The organism is Roseateles sp. GW823-FHT07B05, assembly GCF_058794515.1.
This window is the reverse complement of sequence record NZ_JBXAGX010000001.1, coordinates 487,014-502,811: the sequence shown is the minus strand read 5'-3', so window position 1 is coordinate 502,811 and position 15,798 is coordinate 487,014. Positions and strand designations below refer to the sequence as shown.

Genomic DNA, 15,798 nt, shown 5'->3' with positions numbered 1-15,798 from the left:
ACTGCGGCCACTGGCCGCAGTGCGGTCCCGCCAGGCCGCCCCGCGTTCAGCGGCGGGGCCAGACGAGGGGCCTCAGAAGCTCGCGCGCAACCCGATCTGGTACGTCCGGCCCGGCTCGTAGATGGCGTACGGCGCGTTGGCGAACTGGAAGTTCGTGCGCTGGCTGCTGCGGGTCACGTTGAACACGTCGAACGTGGCCTGCAGGTCCTTCTTCCAGCCGATGATCTCGCCGAGGTTCACGCGGGACGTGAAGTCCACCTGGGCGTAGTCCAGCCCGTAGAAGGCCGCGGCGGTGATGCCGTTCTGGCCTGTGCCGCTGGACTGCGTGCCCTTGGTGAAGTTCTTCGTCACGCGGAAACCGCCGAACCGGCCTTCGTAGTACGCCGCCAGGTTGTACGTGTACGGCGGGACGCCGATGGCCACGTTGGCGCCCGACTGCTTGACCTTGGTGTAGTTGGCGCTGACGCCGAAGCCCTTCAGGTAGGACGTCAGGATCTCCAGCGGCTGCTGCACGGTCAGCTCCAGGCCCTTGATGTTCAGCGCGTCCGCCGTGTTCTGCACCTGCGACAGCACGATCGGGTTGTCGTTGATCTTGGCCAGGTCGGCGGCCGACGGCAGCGCGTCCAGATCGGCCGGCACGGCCAGGCCCGCGCTCTTGTAGAGGTTGGTGCGCTGGTCGCGGGTCAGGCCGTTGGTCCAGTTGATGCCGTACTGGTTCAGGGTGCTGAACGGCACGTTGAACGTCTTCGTCGCGGTGAAGCCCGTGATGCTCTTCTTGAACCAGGCCAGCGCGACGTAGCCTTCACGGCCGGTGTACCACTCCAGGCCCAGGTCGGTGTTCTTGGACTGATAGGGCTTGAGGTCGGGGTTGGTCAGCGTGCCGTTCTGGGCCGACGGGTCGGTGAAGCTGGCCGTCAGCGCGCGCAGCGACGTGGGGTCGGCGCGCGTGATGGTCTTGGACATGGACGCGCGGGCCAGCAGGTCCGGGCGCAGGTTGTAGGCCAGGCTGCCGGACGGCAGGAAGTTGCCGTAGGTCGTCGTCGTCAGGCTCTCGACGACAGGCGTCGGGTAGCGGCCGCCGTCGGCCAGGTTCAGCGCGGCGTTGCGCGGGTCGGCCGGAGCGCTGAGCGATGCGAAGGTCTGCGTCGTCGTCGCGTAGCGGGCGCCGGCGTTGTAGCGCAGGTTGTTGCCCAGCAGCGGTGTCTCGCCGTTCACCTCGGCGAACAGCGACGTGACCTTCTCCTGGAAGTAGCCGGGGTTCACGCCGGTGTTGGTGCCGCCGGTGCCGGGCACGGCGGTGTCATGCGCAGCGGCGTAGTTGGCATCCTTGGCGAAGCGGGCCCAGTCCAGCGCGACAAAGCCGCGCGAGTTGGCCGACAGATAGCCCGGCACGGCCGCGTTGGGGATGGCCGAGCCGAGGTACTGCAGCGGCGTCGTTGCGCCGGCCGTGTAGCCGGTGCCGTAGCCGGGGTAGTCGGCGGCGGCCGAGCCGGCGGCGCCGGTGCCGTTGCAACCGTTCTTGTTGGTCGTGTTGGGACCGGGCAGGAACACGTTGAGGTTGCGGCCGCAGACGATGTTGGACCAGTAGTTGTCGTTGTTCAGCGAGTCGATGCGGCGCGACACGTTGTCGTACGCGCCGCCCACCTTGATGTCGACGATGTCGGCGTCGATGTCGAACGCCGCGCGCAGGCCGGACGTGCGCACCTTGCGCTTCTCCTCCTGCACGTTGACGCGGCCGCCGTTCCAGCCGAACGCGCCGGGCGTGTTCAGGATGTCGGTGGCGCCGGTCAGCGTGTTGGTGGCCTTCAACTGCGGCACGCCGCTGCTGTTGTCGTACTCGGTCGTGATGCCCGAGCCCAGCACCGTCTGCAGCAACACGGTGGGCGACTGGCGATGGAAGTCGCTGCGCGTCACGTTGGCCTGCACGTCCAGGCTGACGCTGTCGCTGAAGCGCAGCTTCATGCCGGGGTTGATGCTGTTGAACTTGGTGTCTTCGGTGTACGGGCGGTACTCCAGGAAGTACTGCGAGTTCGCGAACGTGCCCTTGGTGACGACGCAGCCGTTGGCGCAGTCGCCATCCACCTTCATGTTGATGGGGATGGCCGAGCCGTTGCGGCCCACCCAGTTGATGTCGGAGCGCTCGAACTCGTTCTTCTTGTGGCCATAGATCATGTCCAGGAAAAACTGCGCCGAGCTGTTGGGGCGCGCTTCCAGCGACAGGATGGCGTTCTGGCGGTCGCGGTTGCCCTCGGCCACCATCGCGCGGCCCAGGCGCGGAATGATGGCGTTGTCGATCTGCGTGATCGTCAGGCCCGGGTTCTTGGCCAGCAGGAAGGCCTCGTTGATGGTGTCGCCCGCCGTCAGGCCGTTGCCCGCGTTGGACGGCACGGCGCCGGGGATGGTCCAGTTGCCGCCGCCGGTGTTGTTGCGCGTGGCGCTGCTGCTCTGCGAGGCCAGCAGGTTGGCGTTGGTCCAGCCGATGGACTCGAAGCCGGTGGTCTTGACCTTGTTGGTGGACCAGGCCACGCCGGCCAGCACGCCGAAGGTGTTGTCCCAGGTGTTGCTGACCAGCGCCGAGCCGCGGTTGCCCCACTTCTCGGCCTGCTGGTTCTTCGTGCCGGTCAGCGTGAAGGCGGTGCGCAGGCCCTTCTTGTCGAACGGGCGGGCGCTGCGCATGTCGACGATGCCGGCGGCGCCGCCTTCCAGCATCGAGGCCGTGGGGCTCTTGACGACGGTGACGCGGCTGAACAGTTCGCCCGGCAGGAAGTCCATGTCGACTTCGCGGTTGGCGCTGCCCGAGTCCACCCGGCCGGTGGAAGCCGACGCCACCGGCGCGCCGTTCAGCAGCACGCGGGTGAAGTTGGTGCCCAGGCCGCGGATCTGGATCTGCAGGCCCTCGCCGGTGATTTCACGCGTCAGCGTGACGCCCGGGATGCGCGAGATGGACTCGGCGACGTTGCTGTCCGGGAACTTGCCCATGTCCTCGGCGGTAATGGCATCGATGAAGCCCACCGAGTTCTTCTTCGCGTTGGCCGCGCTCTCCAGCGACGCGCGGATGCCGGTGACGACCACGGTGTCCAGCTTCTGCTGGTCGGCCGGCGGCGGCGTCTGCGCATAGGCCTGCGCGATCAGGCCGGCCAGCAGCGTCGTGCCCAGGGCCAGCTGGCTGGAACGCGCACGCCGGTGGGTACGCAGATTCGTTGTGCTCATCAATGTCTCCTCAGTGGTTCTACGACCCTGCAAAGCGGGTCATTCAACTTCGCAGCTATCAAAATGTTAGCGCGCACATTTTCAATTTACGTGGGCGAATCACCGAGGTCAACAAGGGTGTGTACTAATGTATTAGTGCCGGATGCGGTCAGTCATGGGCCTGGAACGCCGCACTTGGCAGGATGACAGGTAGCGCTCACAATCCCACGCAACCGAGCCCCCTCCCGACGATGCTGGACAACAACACTTCCCTGCCCACGGGCCTGCCGGCCGACGCGGCCCACGCGACGCTGGTGGGCCGCGCGTGGCGCCCGGACGTGGGCGGCCCCGCGCTGGTGGCCGTGCGCGATGGCGCGCTGGTGGACCTGTCCGCCCACGCCGCCACGCTGTCGGAACTGCTGGACCGTGCCGACCGGGTGGCGCTCGCCCGCGAGGCGCCGGGCCCGGTGCTGGCACCCGTGCAGGCGGTGCTGGCCAACGCGCTCGCCGCCGCGCCCGACCCCGCCCTGCCCCGGCTGCTGGCGCCGTGCGACCTGCAGGCCATCAAGGCCTGCGGCGTGACGTTCGCGGTCAGCCTGCTGGAACGCGTCATCGAAGCGCAGGCCGGCGGCAGCGCCGCACGCGCCCACGAGCTGCGCCAGTCGCTGGTCGCCACGCTGGGCACCGACCTGTCCAGCATCCGCCCCGGCTCGGCCGCCGCGCAGCGCCTCAAGGCCGAGTTCACCGCACGCGGCGCGTGGTCGCCCTACCTGGAGGTGGGGCTGGGGCCGGATGCCGAGGTCTTCACGAAAGCGCAGCCCATGTCGGCCGTGGGCTTCGGCGACGCCGTGGGCCTGCACCCCGACTCGCAGTGGAACAACCCGGAGCCCGAGGTCGTGCTGGCCGTCAACGGCCGCGCCGAAGTCGTCGGCGCGACGCTGGGCAACGACGTCAACCTGCGCGACATCGAGGGCCGCAGCGCGCTGCTGCTGGGCAAGGCCAAGGACAACAACGGCTCCTGCGCCATCGGCCCGTTCATCCGGCTGTTCGACGACGGCTTCACGCTCGACACCGTGCGCGCCGCCACCGTGAGCCTGCGTATCGAGGGCGCCGACGACGGTTTCCTGCTGGAAGGCGAGAGCCACATGCAGCAGATCAGCCGCGACCCGCTGGAACTGGTGCGCCACGCCTGCGGCCCGCACCACCAGTACCCCGACGGCTTCCTGCTGTTCCTGGGCACGATGTTCTCGCCCATCCAGGACCGCGGCGCGCCCGGCGCCGGCTTCACGCACCGGCTGGGCGACATCGTCACCATCGCCAGCCCCGCGCTGGGGACCCTCGTCAACACCGTGCAGCGCAGCGACGCCATCCCGCCGTGGACCTACGGCATCGGCGCGCTGCTGCGGCACCTGCGCGGAGGCCGCGCACCGAACTGATCTCTGGTCGGACGCCCGGGCTGGTGGGCGTCCCGTCTCTTGCGGCGGCCCGCCCCGTGCGGAGCCGCCGTTTTTTTGCGGTCCACCGCCGGCCGGCGGGCCGACCGCGTGATTCCCACCTGGGCCATCCGGCACTGATGCATTAGCGTGCCACCCGGAGCACCCGAACCCATCCAAGATGAACTTCACGCTGGACCCCACCCGCCACGCCGCCCCGCAGGTCGTCGAGTCCCTGCGGGCCGCCATCGTTTCGCTGGAACTCGCGCCGGGCCTGGCGCTGGACCGCGCCGAGCTGGCCCAGCAGTTCGGCGTCAGCCAGACGCCCGTGCGCGACGCGCTGATGCGGCTCAGCGAGGAAGGGCTCGTCGTCATCCGCGCGCAGTACACGACGCAGGTCAGCCGCATCGACGTGCCGGCCGCGCGCGAGGCGCACTACCTGCGCCGCTCGGTGGAAATCGAGATCGCGCGCCAGCTGGCGCAGGCCCCGGACGCGGCCGTCATCGCCGGCCTGCGCGCGCAGCTGTCACTGCAGGCCGAGTTCGCCGAGCGCAAGGACTTCACCGGCTTCATCTCGGCCGACAAGGAGTTCCACCGCCAGATGTACGCGGCCGCCGGCCTGCCGCGGCTGTGGGCAGTGGTCGTGAAGATGTCGGGCCACGTCGACCGGCTGCGGCTGCTGCACTCGCCGTTCACCGGCAAGACCGCCTCCATCATGGACGGCCACCAGGCCATCCTGGCCGCCATCGAGGCGGGCGATGTCGACGCGGCGCAGCAAGCGGTGCGGGAGCACCTGTCGGGCACGCTGGCGTCGGTGGAGGAGATTCAGCAGAGGTATCCGGAGTACCTCATTCTTTGACGGGCGCAGCGGTGGCGGTGTCAGGCTGGGAACGCTCCGTAGCCCAGCCGGCCCGGCTGCCGGCTTTCGGCCACGTGCGGTCACCCGCAGGGGTCGGGTTTGCGGCGGCCAGCAGCTCCGACGCGGATTCCTCCGTTGCGCCAACTTCCGGCGGCTGGCAGAGTCGCGCCGACTCAAGCCGCTTTCCACATCAATTTAATGACCGTCCACACGTTGTCCGCCGGAAGAATTTCTCATGCCCAACAACGCCTTACAGCGCTTCATGCGAGATTGGTTAAGCAGCAGTCGGCGGAGTTCTGCAGCACGAGCTGCTGGATAAACCAATAGTTAGCCCTCATGCTCCCTGTTCCCGTCGAAACGATACGTCAAGTCATCGCCATTCTTGGAGCCGAGGGGATCACGGATGGCGAGGTAGAGGTACGTGTTGCCGCGCTCGTTCAAGACAGTATGGTTGCCAGGCGACTCATCGATTGGATTCCGGAAGCCTTTGGCATCATTCTTGTTTCACACATTGGCAAGTTCAACCTGCCGACATCTTTCAGCGCGAAGGCCTCAGATGGGAAGTGGGTAAGTTTTGAGTTTAAGACGGAGCCAATATTTGGTGAAGCACTTCAACTCGGCGCGGAGATCTACCACTCAGGCCCTCGTAACCTATTCAGCAGCATTGCTTTGCGCAGTTCAATGGTTGCGTCCGTCAACAACGCGCTTAATGCAGGAGCTTCGCTTGAAGGCTCGACTCTATCTGGCCCTGCCCTCGTTGGCATTCCGGCGGAGACCTATGCAAATCAGTTCTCTTGGCGGCGCCTCTTTCGTCTTCAACCAGAGGGCTAACCCCTCGCTGGAGCCGACTCGCAACGGCTGGTCACTTCAGGCCCTCATTTCATTCTGGGCCTTGCGTGCCCAGCCGCTGCTCGCAGCTCAGCTTCAACGTTGAACATCATGAATCCGTCAACGGAGTCCGTGCCGCCGCCGGAGGAAGACGACTGGCGCCTGCATGCGGTTGCGCGCCTTGCCGAGGACTGGAAGTCGCCGTGGACAGGGCAAGTGGCACTAAAGGGAAGCAGGCTGACTGTCTCAGCGGTCCTGCGACTCACCAAGAAGAAAACCATAACAATCCCGCTGCCTAACGCGACGGCTCTATTCCTCAGTTCTGCGGCCAAGTCTTTCTCAGCGGCAAAAGCACTCCGCGACGCGTCTGGATTCGATAAGTCGCTCCACAACGAGGTGTCATTCGGCGCTGATGCAATGGTGTTCGATTACCTGGAACACATGCTTTCCGCCACCGTACTCGCCTTCACTGCGGTGGAAGCATTCGTGAACGAGGTGATCCCAGAAGAATATGTCTACGCTCGCCAGCGTCGTAGTCAAACGATCCTTGAGGTGACGGCGAAGGAAGACATCGAGCGCTTTGTTCCGCTTGACGAGAAGCTCGCATCCGTACTTCCCGAGGTGTTCGCATGCGCCAGTCCAAAGGGATCTCGCTGCTGGCAGGAGTACCAGCAACTGAAGGGTATTCGCGACCGGATCGTCCACATGAAGTCGAACGACAGAAAGTCGTCGGGACCGGATGTTGAGACGGTTTGGAAGGCAATAGTCTTGGCACCTGCGCCACATCGGCTCGCCAAGTCAGTCATTGACTACTTCGTCAAGGCCATGCCATCCAAACCAGGCTGGCACAAGAATTTTCCGCGTGAATGATGTTCAACCTTTCGCTCCAGCGGACGGCTTCGCCGTCCGCTGGACTTGCACGTTATGCGTCCTGAACTCGAAGTCGTGCCACGCGACAAGTTCGATCTCGCTGCGGCGGGTGCTGCCGCGAATGCAGGCTGGCCGGCCCTCGAACCGGTTGCAGGGCAGCTCTTGGAATGGGTTCAAGATCCCAACTGGCCTGTTGCACGAGTACTCGCTCCGGTCCTAGCGAGCGTTGGTGCGCCGCTCGCGCCATACGTTCGTCAAGTTCTCGCGGGTGAGGACGGAGCTTGGAAATACCACCTCATCGAAACGGTGGTGATTCAATCGCCCGAACTGAGCGCCGTGCTTCTGCCGGAGCTAGAGCGCATCGCATTTCATCCGTCGCCGTCGGAGAGTGCGGAAGCGGTCGCAACTGTTGCACTGGCAGCACTGGAGCAGTCGTGAGGCGGTCGCATAACCCTTTGCTGCAGCGGACGGCTACGCCGCCCGCTGAGCGCGAACGTTGAGCAGCAGCTTCCGAGCTCGGGGAAGCTAGACAACGGAATCGCTGCAGATCAGCCGTACCCCGATCTGCCTACCAGCCCCCGAACCGATGCACCGTCGCCGACCTGAACACCTCGCCCGGCCGCAGCACGGTGCTGGGCCAGTCGGCACTCACAGGGCGGTTCGGCGAATCCGGGTTGTGCTGGGTTTCCAGGCAGACGCCCGCGCCGCGTGTGTAGCGACGGCCGCCCGGGCTGGTGAGTGAGCCGTCCATCCACGTGCCGGCGTAGAACTGGATCGCCGGCTCGGTCGTGGCGATGTCCATCCAGCGGCCCGACGCCGGGTCGGTGAGGCGCGCGGCCGGGTGCAGTGCGCCGTCCAGCGGGTGATCCAGCAGCCAGTTGTGGTCATAGCCCACGTCGGTGCCGATGGCGCGCTCGCGGCGGAGGTCGAACGGCGTGCCGGCCACGGCCGCGTGCCGCAGCGGGATGCCGTTCGCGCCGGGCACCGTGTAGCGGCTGGCGTGCAGCGTCAGGCGATGGCCCAGCGCCGCACCGGACTCGGCACCGCCGAGGTTGAAGTAGGCGTGCGAGGTGAGGTTGACGACGGTGGGCAAGTCGGTCGTCGCCTCGTAGTCCACGCGCCAGCTCATGTCCGCGCTCAGCGTGTAGCGCACGGCGACATGCATCGTGCCGGGGAAGCCCATCTCGCCGTGCGGGCTCACGCGCTCCAGCAGCAGGCTGATGCTGCCGTCGCCGCCCACCGGCTGCGGCGTGCCCTGCCACAGCGAGGCGCCGAAGCCGGCCGGGCCGCCGTGCAGGCAGTTGGCGCCGTCGTTGGCGGCGAGGCGGTGGCGCACGCCGTCCAGCTCGAAGCTGGCGCCGGCGATGCGGTTGGCGTAGCGGCCGGCGATGACGCCCAGGTGCGAGCCGGCGCCGGCCAGGTAGGCGCCCAGGTCGGCCAGGCCCAGCACGACGCTGTCGGCCCCGCCGGGCAGCCACAGGCCCGTGACGATGCCGCCCCAGTCCAGCGCCGTCAGCACGAGGCCGCGGCCGTTGTCGAGGCGGTATTCGTGGACGGTGCGGCCGTCGGGCAGGCGGCCGTAGTCGCGCACGGTCACGTGGGGTTCAGCGTTCATCGGACCAGCCCGCGGGCGTTGACGTAGAGGGCATAGAGGGAGTGGCTGCTGGCCATGAACAGCCGGTTGCCCTTGGCGCCGCCGAAGCACAGGTTGGCGCAGCGCTCGGGCAGGTGGATGTGGGCCAGCGGCTGGCCGTCGGCGGCGTAGACGCGCACGCCGTCCAGCCCCGCCGGGTCCACGCCCGGCTGGCCTCCACCGCCGAAGCCGCACCAGATGCGGCCCTGGGTGTCCAGCGCGATGCCATCGAAGGCGCCGGGGCCTTGGGCGTCGATGAGCAGGCGCTTGTCGCTGACCGTCGCGCCGTTGACGGCGTAGGTCCAGATCAGCCGGTGCGGCTGCGCGCGGCTCTCCACCACCAGCAGCCGGCCCTCGGGCGTGAAGGCCAGGCCGTTGGGGCCGGCGAGGTCGTCGATGACGCGCTGCAGTTCGCCGGTGGCCGGGTCGATGCGGTAGACGCCGTGCGGCTGCTCGCGCGGCGCGGGCGCGCCTTCCCAGTCGCCGGAGATGCCGAACTCGGGGTCGGTGAACCAGATCGCGCCATCCGGCGCGCAGGTGATGTCGTTGGGCGAGTTCAGCGGCTTGCCGTCGAAGCGGTCGGCCAGCACGGTGACGCGGCCGTCGACTTCAGTGCGCGTGATGCGCCGGCCCAGGTGCTCGCAGCTGACGAGCCGGCCCTGCGCGTCGCGTGCGTGGCCGTTGGCATTGCCGCTGGGCTGGCGGAACACGCTGACCTGTTCGCTGCAGTCGTCCCAGCGCAGGATGCGGTCATTGGGGATGTCCGACACCAGCAGGTAGCGGCCGTCGCCGAACCACACCGGGCCCTCGGCCCACTGCAGGCCGGTGGCCAGCTGCTCCACGCAGGCCGAGAACAGCCGCAGCTCGCGGCCCTCGGGCGCGAGGATCTCGAAGGCCGCATCGGGCAGGCGCGACGCGGGCTGGAAGGGGATGCGCGGGCCGCGCTCGTGGCCGCTCATGCTCAGGCCTGCCCCGCAAACGGGAACGGCCCCAGCACGACGAAGCCGCCGCCCTGGTACTTCACCTCGGGCCGGGTCGGGTCCACCGGCCCCTGCTTCGCCTCGATGGCGGCGCGCCAGGGCTCGGAGCTGTCCTGGGGCCGGTAGCCGACGTGCTTGCCCTGCGAGTTGTCCCACCACGTGGTGCGGTTGTCGCTGGCGCCGTAGACGATGCTGTGGCCGACGATGGGCGCCGTCAGCGCGCTGACGAGCAGGCGCTCCATGTCGTCGTGGCTGATCCAGCTGGACAGCTGGCGGCGGTCCACCGGCTCGGGCAGGCAGGAGCCGATGCGGATGGTGACGGTCTCCAGGCCGTGGCGGTCGTAGTAGAACTGCGCGAGGTTCTCGCCGAAGGCCTTGGACAAGCCATAGAAGGTGTCGGGCCGCGGCACGACATGGGCTTTGATGGTCTCGTCCTGGCCGTAGAAGCCGGTCACGTGGTTGGAGCTGGCGAAGACGATGCGCTTCGTCCCCCGCCGGCGCGCCGCCTCGTAAAGGTTGTACGCGCCGACGATGTTGGCCGGCAGCACGGTGCTGAAGGGCTTCTCGATGGACACGCCGCCGAAGTGCAGCACGGCGTCCACGTCTTTCAGCAGCTCGTACATCGCCGCCTCGTCCTCCAGCGGCGCGACGACGACTTCCTCGCCGTCGCCGGCCGGGTCCATCGCCGCGAGGTCGGAGACACGCAGCGTCTCGCAGTAGCGCTTCATGCGCGGGCGCAGCATGCGGCCCAGCGCGCCGGCAGCGCCGGTCAGCAGAAGGCGCCTGAAGCGCAGTCCGGTCAGTTCTTCCATGTTGACATTCACGTGTTGGGTGTTGCGGGCCGGGTGCCGGGCCGCCCCAAGCCGGGCCGCCTGGGGCGATGGGCTCCCAGGCCGGGCGCGCCCGCGGTCAGCGAGGCGCGACGGGGCGAGGGGTTTCGCGCAGCAGCGGGGGGCGCAGCCGCGGGGCCGCGTCGGACTGGCGTCGGACCAGTTCGAAGTCCATGAGCTCATGCTCGCAGGGCAGAGACTCGCCGGAGCGGCGCGCCTTGATGTGGCGCACCAGCAGGTCCACCGCGGCGCCGGCCATTTCCATGATGGGCTGGCGCACGGTGGTGAGTTCGGGCCAGATCGTCGTGGCCAGCGGGGCGTCGTCGAAGCCGACGACGGTCAGGTCGCTGGGCACGTCCAGGCCCAGCCGGTGGGCGATGGCGACGGTGGCGGCGGCCATGTCGTCGTTGCTGGCGAAGATGGCCGTCGGCCGGCGCTCCTGGGACAGCAGCCCCTCGGCCGCGTCCAGCCCGGAGCGGTAGGTGAACATGCCCTGAGCGACGACCTCTTCCTCCTCGATGTTGAGGCCGGCGTCGCGCATCGCCGCGTGGAAGCCCGCGAGGCGGCGCGAGCTGCTGCTCTGGTAGGGGTCGCCGATGATGAAGCCCAGGCGGTGGTGGCCCAGGTTCAGCAGGTGGCGCGTCATCTCGTAGGCGGCCTGGAAGTCGTCGATGCCGACGGCGCAGACGTCCGCGGGCGGCTGGCCGGCAGAGACGACGACGGCGGGCGTGTCGGTCTCGGCCACCAGCTTGAGCAGCGGCTGCGAGTCGCAGAACGGCGGCGGCAGGATGAGGCCATCGATGCCGTTGGCGATCATCTCGGCCACCGGCGCCTCCTCGCCGTCACGCGCCGCGTCGCAGCGCTGCACGATGAGCTGCACGTGGCGCAGGCTGGCCTTGTTCAGCAGGCCGATGAGGAACTCGTTGAGGTAGCCGGCCGTCGGGTCGATGTAGAGCATGCCGATGCGGATGGGCTCCGAGCCGGCGAGGCGACGGGCCGCCTGGTTGGGCACGTAGTTCAGCTGCGCGATGGCCGCCTGCACCTTCTCGCGCGTGCCGGGGCGCACGTTCAGCTCCCCGTTGACGACGCGCGACACGGTCATGGGCGACACGCCGGCGAGGCTGGCCACATCGGCGATGGTCGCCACCTTGGTGCTGCGCCCCTGGCGTGCGTTTGGCTTCAATCTGCACCTCGAATCGTCGTTGTTCTTGGCCGCCGCGCGAGCAGTGCGCGGCCGGAGCTGTGATTCTCTACCATGCCCATGGTGGCGCTGCTCAACGCCCGGGCGCGAAACCGAAGCGCAAGGCTTTGTAGGCCGCCAGGTCCTGCTCCGGTGGCGCCACGCCGGCCGGCAGCGGCAGGCCTGACACGGACTGGAAATAGGCGATGCAAGCATCGCGCCACCAGCGCGCCTCGCGGGCCTGCACGGCCAGGTAGGCGGTGACCTCGGCATGGCGCTGCGGGTCGACGTCGGCCTTGAGCGTGGCCCAGCGCCGGCCCATGTCGCCCACCGTCGCGACGCCGCGGTCATAGCGCCAGATCAGCTCGGCCCACAGCGTGCGGCCCGACGGCATGGCGTGGTCCCACGGCAGGTGGTGGAACCACAGCAGCAGCTCGGGCGGCGTGGTGCGCGGGTCGGCCCACTGGCGGGCGATGGCGGGCGCGTACTGGGCCACGGCATTGCTGCCGGTGGCCGTGCGATCGAAGCCGATGCCATCGCGGCCGGCCTTGTGGAAGTAGGTCGGGTTCCAGTCGGCGCGCTCCAGGTTGTTGACCCAGGGGCCGGGCCCGTAGTGGTGCCCGGTGTCCATCAGGTGGTGCAGGCCCAGCGGCGTCATGTAGTCGACGACGGCCTCGCGCGAGGCCAGCATCAGCTCGACGATGGCGTCCCGCGCGGCGGGGCGGCGCGTGAAAGTCTGCGCCACCCAGTCGCGCGCGACCTGGGCGGCGCTCGCGTCAGGGTCCCAGGCCAGGCGGCCGAAGGCGTACCAGTTGGCCTGGTCGAACTGCGAGCCGCTCCAGTTGCGGTCCGTGCCGATGTTGGCGACGCCGGCGATGGCCGTCAGCGGGTGCTTGTTCAGGCGGCCGTCGACGACGCGGGCCACCGTCCCGCCATGGCCGGTGTCAGCCTTCAGCACCTCCTCGAACAGCGAGCCCAGGTACACGAGGTGCGTCGAGAAACCCAGGTACTCCTTCGTGATCTGCAGCTCCAGCGCCAGTGGTGTCTTCGGCATCGCGCCGAACAGCGGATGGAAGGGCTCGCGCGGCTGGAAGTCGATGGCGCCGTTCTTCACCTGCACGATGACGTTGGGCGCGAACTTGCCGTCCAACGGCTGGAACTCGGCGTAGGCCTGGGCGGCACGGTCGGTCGCGTCGGGCGAGTAGACGAAGGCGCGCCACAGCACGACGCCGCCGTGGGGCTGGAGCGCCTCGGCCAGCATGTTGGCGCCGTCGGCGTGGTTTCTGCCGTAGTCCTGCGGGCCGGGCTGGCCCTCGGAGTTGGCCTTGACGAGGAAGCCGCCGAAGTCGGGAATCGCGCGGTAGATCTCGTCGGCCTTGGCCCGCCACCAGGCGCGCACGGCCGGGTCCAGCGGGTCGGCCGTCTTCAGCCCGCCCAGCTCCACCGGCGCCGAGAAGCGCGCCGACAGGTAGACCTTGATGCCGTAGGGCCTGAAGACGCCGGCCAGCGCTGCCGCCTTCGCGAGGTAGGGCGCCGTCAGCGAATCGGCCTTGGCGTTGACGTTGTTCAGCACCGTGCCGTTGATCCCCAACGACGCATTCGCGCGGGCGTAGTCCACGTAGCGCGGGTCCAGGATGTCGGGCAGCTTCCACCAGTCCCACAGCGATGCGCCGGCATAGCCACGCTCGACATGGCGGTCCAGGTTGTCCCAGTGGTTCAGCAGCCGCAGGGCCACCTTGGGCGCGGCGCGCTGGTCCAGCCGGCGCATGTCGGCACCGGTCTGCGCCGCGCGCAGCCACGCGAAGGCGCCGTACAGCAGGCCGCGCTCGGTGTTGGCGGCGATGACGGTCACGTCGGCGCCCTGCAGCGTCTGGCGGCGCAGCGCGTAGCCCTCGTCACCCAGCTCGTCCCAGGGCACGTCCAGGCCGGCCGGCGCCTGCGCGCGCGTCGCCAGCACCAGCGCGCCCGGCACGGCGCGTGGCGACAGCGCCGGCGCCCGCCCGGCCAGCCCCGCCACGCCGCGCCGCAGCTCGGCCACGGCGGCATCCACCGTGGGCGTGGCCGGCGTGGCCAGCACCAGGCTGCGCGCGCCGGCCTGCAGCTGCGCCTGCGCGGCACCGCCCAGCGGCCGGTAGCGCAGCCACAGCTCGTAGCCATCCTCGGCGGCCGCCCAGGCGGGCAGCAGGGCCATCAGCAGGGCCAGGCCCAGTGTTCGAAAAAACGTCGTCATCCTGTCTCCAAGGGCGTGCCGTGCTGGTTTGCGCGAAATCCCGGCTTGCGCGAAAGCAAATGGTAGCGCTACATTTGCAACCCGCAAGCCGCCACAAACACGTAGTGCAGCGGTCTTTCCCACGGAGACAACGCCTTGAAACCATCCGCCTCCCGACCAGCCTCGATGTCGCCGCAGCGACAGGGGTTTACCCGGGACATCGCTAGCGCTACCAAGCCCGCCGGGCGGGCGGCGTGATGGCGGCGGGTGCCGACGCGGCCGTGGGCCGCCAGCGCTGGTGGATCTGCGGGCTGCTGTTCGCGGCGACGACGATCAACTACATCGACCGCAACGCGCTGTCGGTGCTGAAGACCAGCCTGCAGCAGCCGCTGGAAGCCGGCGGCCTGGCGCTGACCGACGCGGACTACGGCTGGATCACCTTCGCGTTCACCGCGGCCTACGCCGCCTTCCCGCCGCTGATCGGCTCGGCCATCGACCGCTTCGGCGTCAAGCGCAGCCTGGCGGTGGCGCTGATCCTGTGGTCGCTGGCGTCCGCCGCGCACGGGCTGGTGGCCACGGTGCTGGGCCTGGTGGTCGTGCGCTTCCTGCTGGGCATGGCCGAGGCGGCGCACTTCCCCGCGGCCATCAAGGCCGTGGCGATGTGGTTCCCGCAGCAGGAGCGCGCGCTGGCCACGGGCCTGTTCAACTCGGGCACGGCACTGGGCATCATCGCGTCGCCCGTCACCGTGTGGCTGGCGCTGAACTTCGGCTGGCAGTCGGCGTTCGTTGCCATCGGCGCGGCGGGGCTGGCGTGGCTGGTGTTCTGGCAGCGCGGCTTCAACGCGCCGGAGCAGCACGCCCGCGTGTCGGCCGCGGAACTCGCCTACATCCGCGCCGGCCAGCCGCCCGCCACCGAGGCCGTGCGCCTGCCGTGGACGGCGCTGCTGCGCTACCGCGAGATCTGGCCCTTCCTGCTGGGCAAGATGCTGACCGACCCGGTCTGGTGGTTCTTCCTGTTCTGGCTGCCGTCGTACCTGGAACGCGAGCGCGGCCAGAACCCGCTGAAGAGCGCCGGCCTCGTGGCCCTCATCTACCTGGGCTCCAGCGTGGGCTCCATCTTCGGCGGCTGGCTGTCGGGCCACCTCACACAGCGCGGCTGGCCTGTCGGCAAGGCGCGCATGGTGACGATGGGCGTCTTCGCCGCCTGCATGCCGGGCAGCATCGCGGCCTACTGGGCCGACAGCTTTGCCGCCTGCGTGGCGCTGATCGCGCTGGCCACGGCCTGCCACCAGGCGTGGTCGGCCAACCTGCTGACGTCGGCGACCGACCTGTTCCCCACCAAGGTCTCCGGCGCCGTCATCGGCCTGGGCGCCACGGCGGGCGGCATCGGCGGCATGTTCATTGCGCTGCTGACGGCGCTGACCGTGCAGTGGACCGGCACGCAGCAATGGGCCTTCGTCTACGCCGGCGTCATGCACCTGACGAGCCTGGCCATCTTCTGGCTGTGGTTCCGCGGCCGCTTCGAGCGCGTGGATGTGGACGCCGGCATGGACCTGTCGCGTGCCCACCGCCCACTGCTGACGGCCGGCAGCCTCGTCGCGCTGGCGGGCGCGGCGCTGGTGTGGCTCATCACGTCGCACTGGGACGCCTGCGTCGCCGCGGCCAAGTTCTCCGGCGCCGCCCAGGCGCTGACCGCTGCCGGTGGCCTTGTCGTCATCGGCGCCCTGCTCCTCCACGCCGGCCGGTCGCACCGCCCGCCGGCAGCCCTGCTTCCTCTGACCTCCTGA

Annotated in this window: 12 protein-coding genes; 6 read left to right on the top strand and 6 right to left on the bottom strand. The window is 68.9% G+C overall.

The features are described from left to right. Positions 1-72: 72 nt before the first annotated feature. Entirely contained in the window at positions 73-3,210 is a 3,138-nt protein-coding gene (locus AC1Q7O_RS01915; RefSeq protein ID WP_492662104.1) for a TonB-dependent receptor, read from the bottom strand. Positions 3,211-3,440: 230 nt separating this feature from the next. Here AC1Q7O_RS01915 and AC1Q7O_RS01910 point away from each other — a divergent pair, with 230 nt between their 5' ends. The 5 genes from AC1Q7O_RS01910 (at position 3,441) to AC1Q7O_RS01890 (ending at position 7,617) form a co-directional block, all read left to right on the top strand. Further along, positions 3,441-4,625: a fumarylacetoacetate hydrolase family protein gene (locus AC1Q7O_RS01910; RefSeq protein ID WP_492662103.1), complete on the top strand. Its 1,185-nt coding sequence runs from the start codon at positions 3,441-3,443 to the stop codon at positions 4,623-4,625. 178 nt (positions 4,626-4,803) lie between these two features. Continuing rightward, positions 4,804-5,481, top strand: coding sequence for a GntR family transcriptional regulator (locus AC1Q7O_RS01905; RefSeq protein WP_492662102.1), 678 nt, complete (start codon positions 4,804-4,806; stop codon positions 5,479-5,481). A gap of 336 nt (positions 5,482-5,817) precedes the next feature. Then, entirely contained in the window at positions 5,818-6,312 is a 495-nt protein-coding gene (locus tag AC1Q7O_RS01900) for a hypothetical protein (protein WP_492662101.1), read from the top strand. Positions 6,313-6,420: 108 nt separating this feature from the next. Then, positions 6,421-7,179 carry a hypothetical protein gene (locus AC1Q7O_RS01895; RefSeq protein ID WP_492662100.1) on the top strand — a complete coding sequence of 253 codons (759 nt, stop codon included), beginning with the start codon at positions 6,421-6,423 and terminating at the stop codon, positions 7,177-7,179. A gap of 54 nt (positions 7,180-7,233) precedes the next feature. After that, positions 7,234-7,617 (top strand): DUF5071 domain-containing protein, encoded by a 384-nt coding sequence (locus tag AC1Q7O_RS01890; RefSeq protein WP_492662099.1) that lies wholly within the window; start codon positions 7,234-7,236, stop codon positions 7,615-7,617. A gap of 130 nt (positions 7,618-7,747) precedes the next feature. Here AC1Q7O_RS01890 and AC1Q7O_RS01885 read toward each other — a convergent pair whose 3' ends face one another. From AC1Q7O_RS01885 to AC1Q7O_RS01865, 5 genes are all read right to left on the bottom strand, one after another. After that, positions 7,748-8,794: an aldose epimerase family protein gene (locus tag AC1Q7O_RS01885; protein ID WP_492662098.1), complete on the bottom strand. Its 1,047-nt coding sequence runs from the start codon at positions 8,792-8,794 to the stop codon at positions 7,748-7,750. Further along, entirely contained in the window at positions 8,791-9,771 is a 981-nt protein-coding gene (locus AC1Q7O_RS01880) for an SMP-30/gluconolactonase/LRE family protein (protein WP_492662097.1), read from the bottom strand. Before AC1Q7O_RS01880 ends, AC1Q7O_RS01885 begins: the two co-directional genes overlap by 4 nt. 2 nt (positions 9,772-9,773) lie before the next feature. Next, entirely contained in the window at positions 9,774-10,604 is an 831-nt protein-coding gene (locus AC1Q7O_RS01875; RefSeq protein WP_492662096.1) for an NAD-dependent epimerase/dehydratase family protein, read from the bottom strand. A gap of 97 nt (positions 10,605-10,701) precedes the next feature. Further along, the gene (locus AC1Q7O_RS01870) at positions 10,702-11,805 is read right to left on the bottom strand and encodes a LacI family DNA-binding transcriptional regulator (RefSeq protein WP_492662095.1); all 1,104 of its coding nucleotides are present in this window, start codon (positions 11,803-11,805) and stop codon (positions 10,702-10,704) included. A 91-nt stretch (positions 11,806-11,896) separates the two neighbouring features. Next, positions 11,897-14,032 carry an alpha-glucuronidase family glycosyl hydrolase gene (locus tag AC1Q7O_RS01865; RefSeq protein ID WP_492662094.1) on the bottom strand — a complete coding sequence of 712 codons (2,136 nt, stop codon included), beginning with the start codon at positions 14,030-14,032 and terminating at the stop codon, positions 11,897-11,899. A gap of 236 nt (positions 14,033-14,268) precedes the next feature. Here AC1Q7O_RS01865 and AC1Q7O_RS01860 point away from each other — a divergent pair, with 236 nt between their 5' ends. After that, positions 14,269-15,798: an MFS transporter gene (locus tag AC1Q7O_RS01860; protein WP_492662093.1), complete on the top strand. Its 1,530-nt coding sequence runs from the start codon at positions 14,269-14,271 to the stop codon at positions 15,796-15,798.

Bases quoted from the DNA above. Each gene is read 5' to 3' on its own strand.
- AC1Q7O_RS01885 (WP_492662098.1), bottom strand. From the start codon at position 8,794: ATGAACGCTGAACCCCACGTGACCGTGCGCGACTACGGCCGCCTGCCC.
- AC1Q7O_RS01880 (WP_492662097.1), bottom strand. From the start codon at position 9,771: ATGAGCGGCCACGAGCGCGGCCCGCGCATCCCCTTCCAGCCCGCGTCG.
- AC1Q7O_RS01910 (WP_492662103.1), top strand. From the start codon at position 3,441: ATGCTGGACAACAACACTTCCCTGCCCACGGGCCTGCCGGCCGACGCG.
- AC1Q7O_RS01915 (WP_492662104.1), bottom strand. From the start codon at position 3,210: ATGAGCACAACGAATCTGCGTACCCACCGGCGTGCGCGTTCCAGCCAG.
- AC1Q7O_RS01865 (WP_492662094.1), bottom strand. From the start codon at position 14,032: ATGACGACGTTTTTTCGAACACTGGGCCTGGCCCTGCTGATGGCCCTG.
- AC1Q7O_RS01905 (WP_492662102.1), top strand. From the start codon at position 4,804: ATGAACTTCACGCTGGACCCCACCCGCCACGCCGCCCCGCAGGTCGTC.
- AC1Q7O_RS01895 (WP_492662100.1), top strand. From the start codon at position 6,421: ATGAATCCGTCAACGGAGTCCGTGCCGCCGCCGGAGGAAGACGACTGG.
- AC1Q7O_RS01860 (WP_492662093.1), top strand. From the start codon at position 14,269: ATGGCGGCGGGTGCCGACGCGGCCGTGGGCCGCCAGCGCTGGTGGATC.
- AC1Q7O_RS01890 (WP_492662099.1), top strand. From the start codon at position 7,234: ATGCGTCCTGAACTCGAAGTCGTGCCACGCGACAAGTTCGATCTCGCT.
- AC1Q7O_RS01875 (WP_492662096.1), bottom strand. From the start codon at position 10,604: ATGGAAGAACTGACCGGACTGCGCTTCAGGCGCCTTCTGCTGACCGGC.
- AC1Q7O_RS01900 (WP_492662101.1), top strand. From the start codon at position 5,818: ATGCTCCCTGTTCCCGTCGAAACGATACGTCAAGTCATCGCCATTCTT.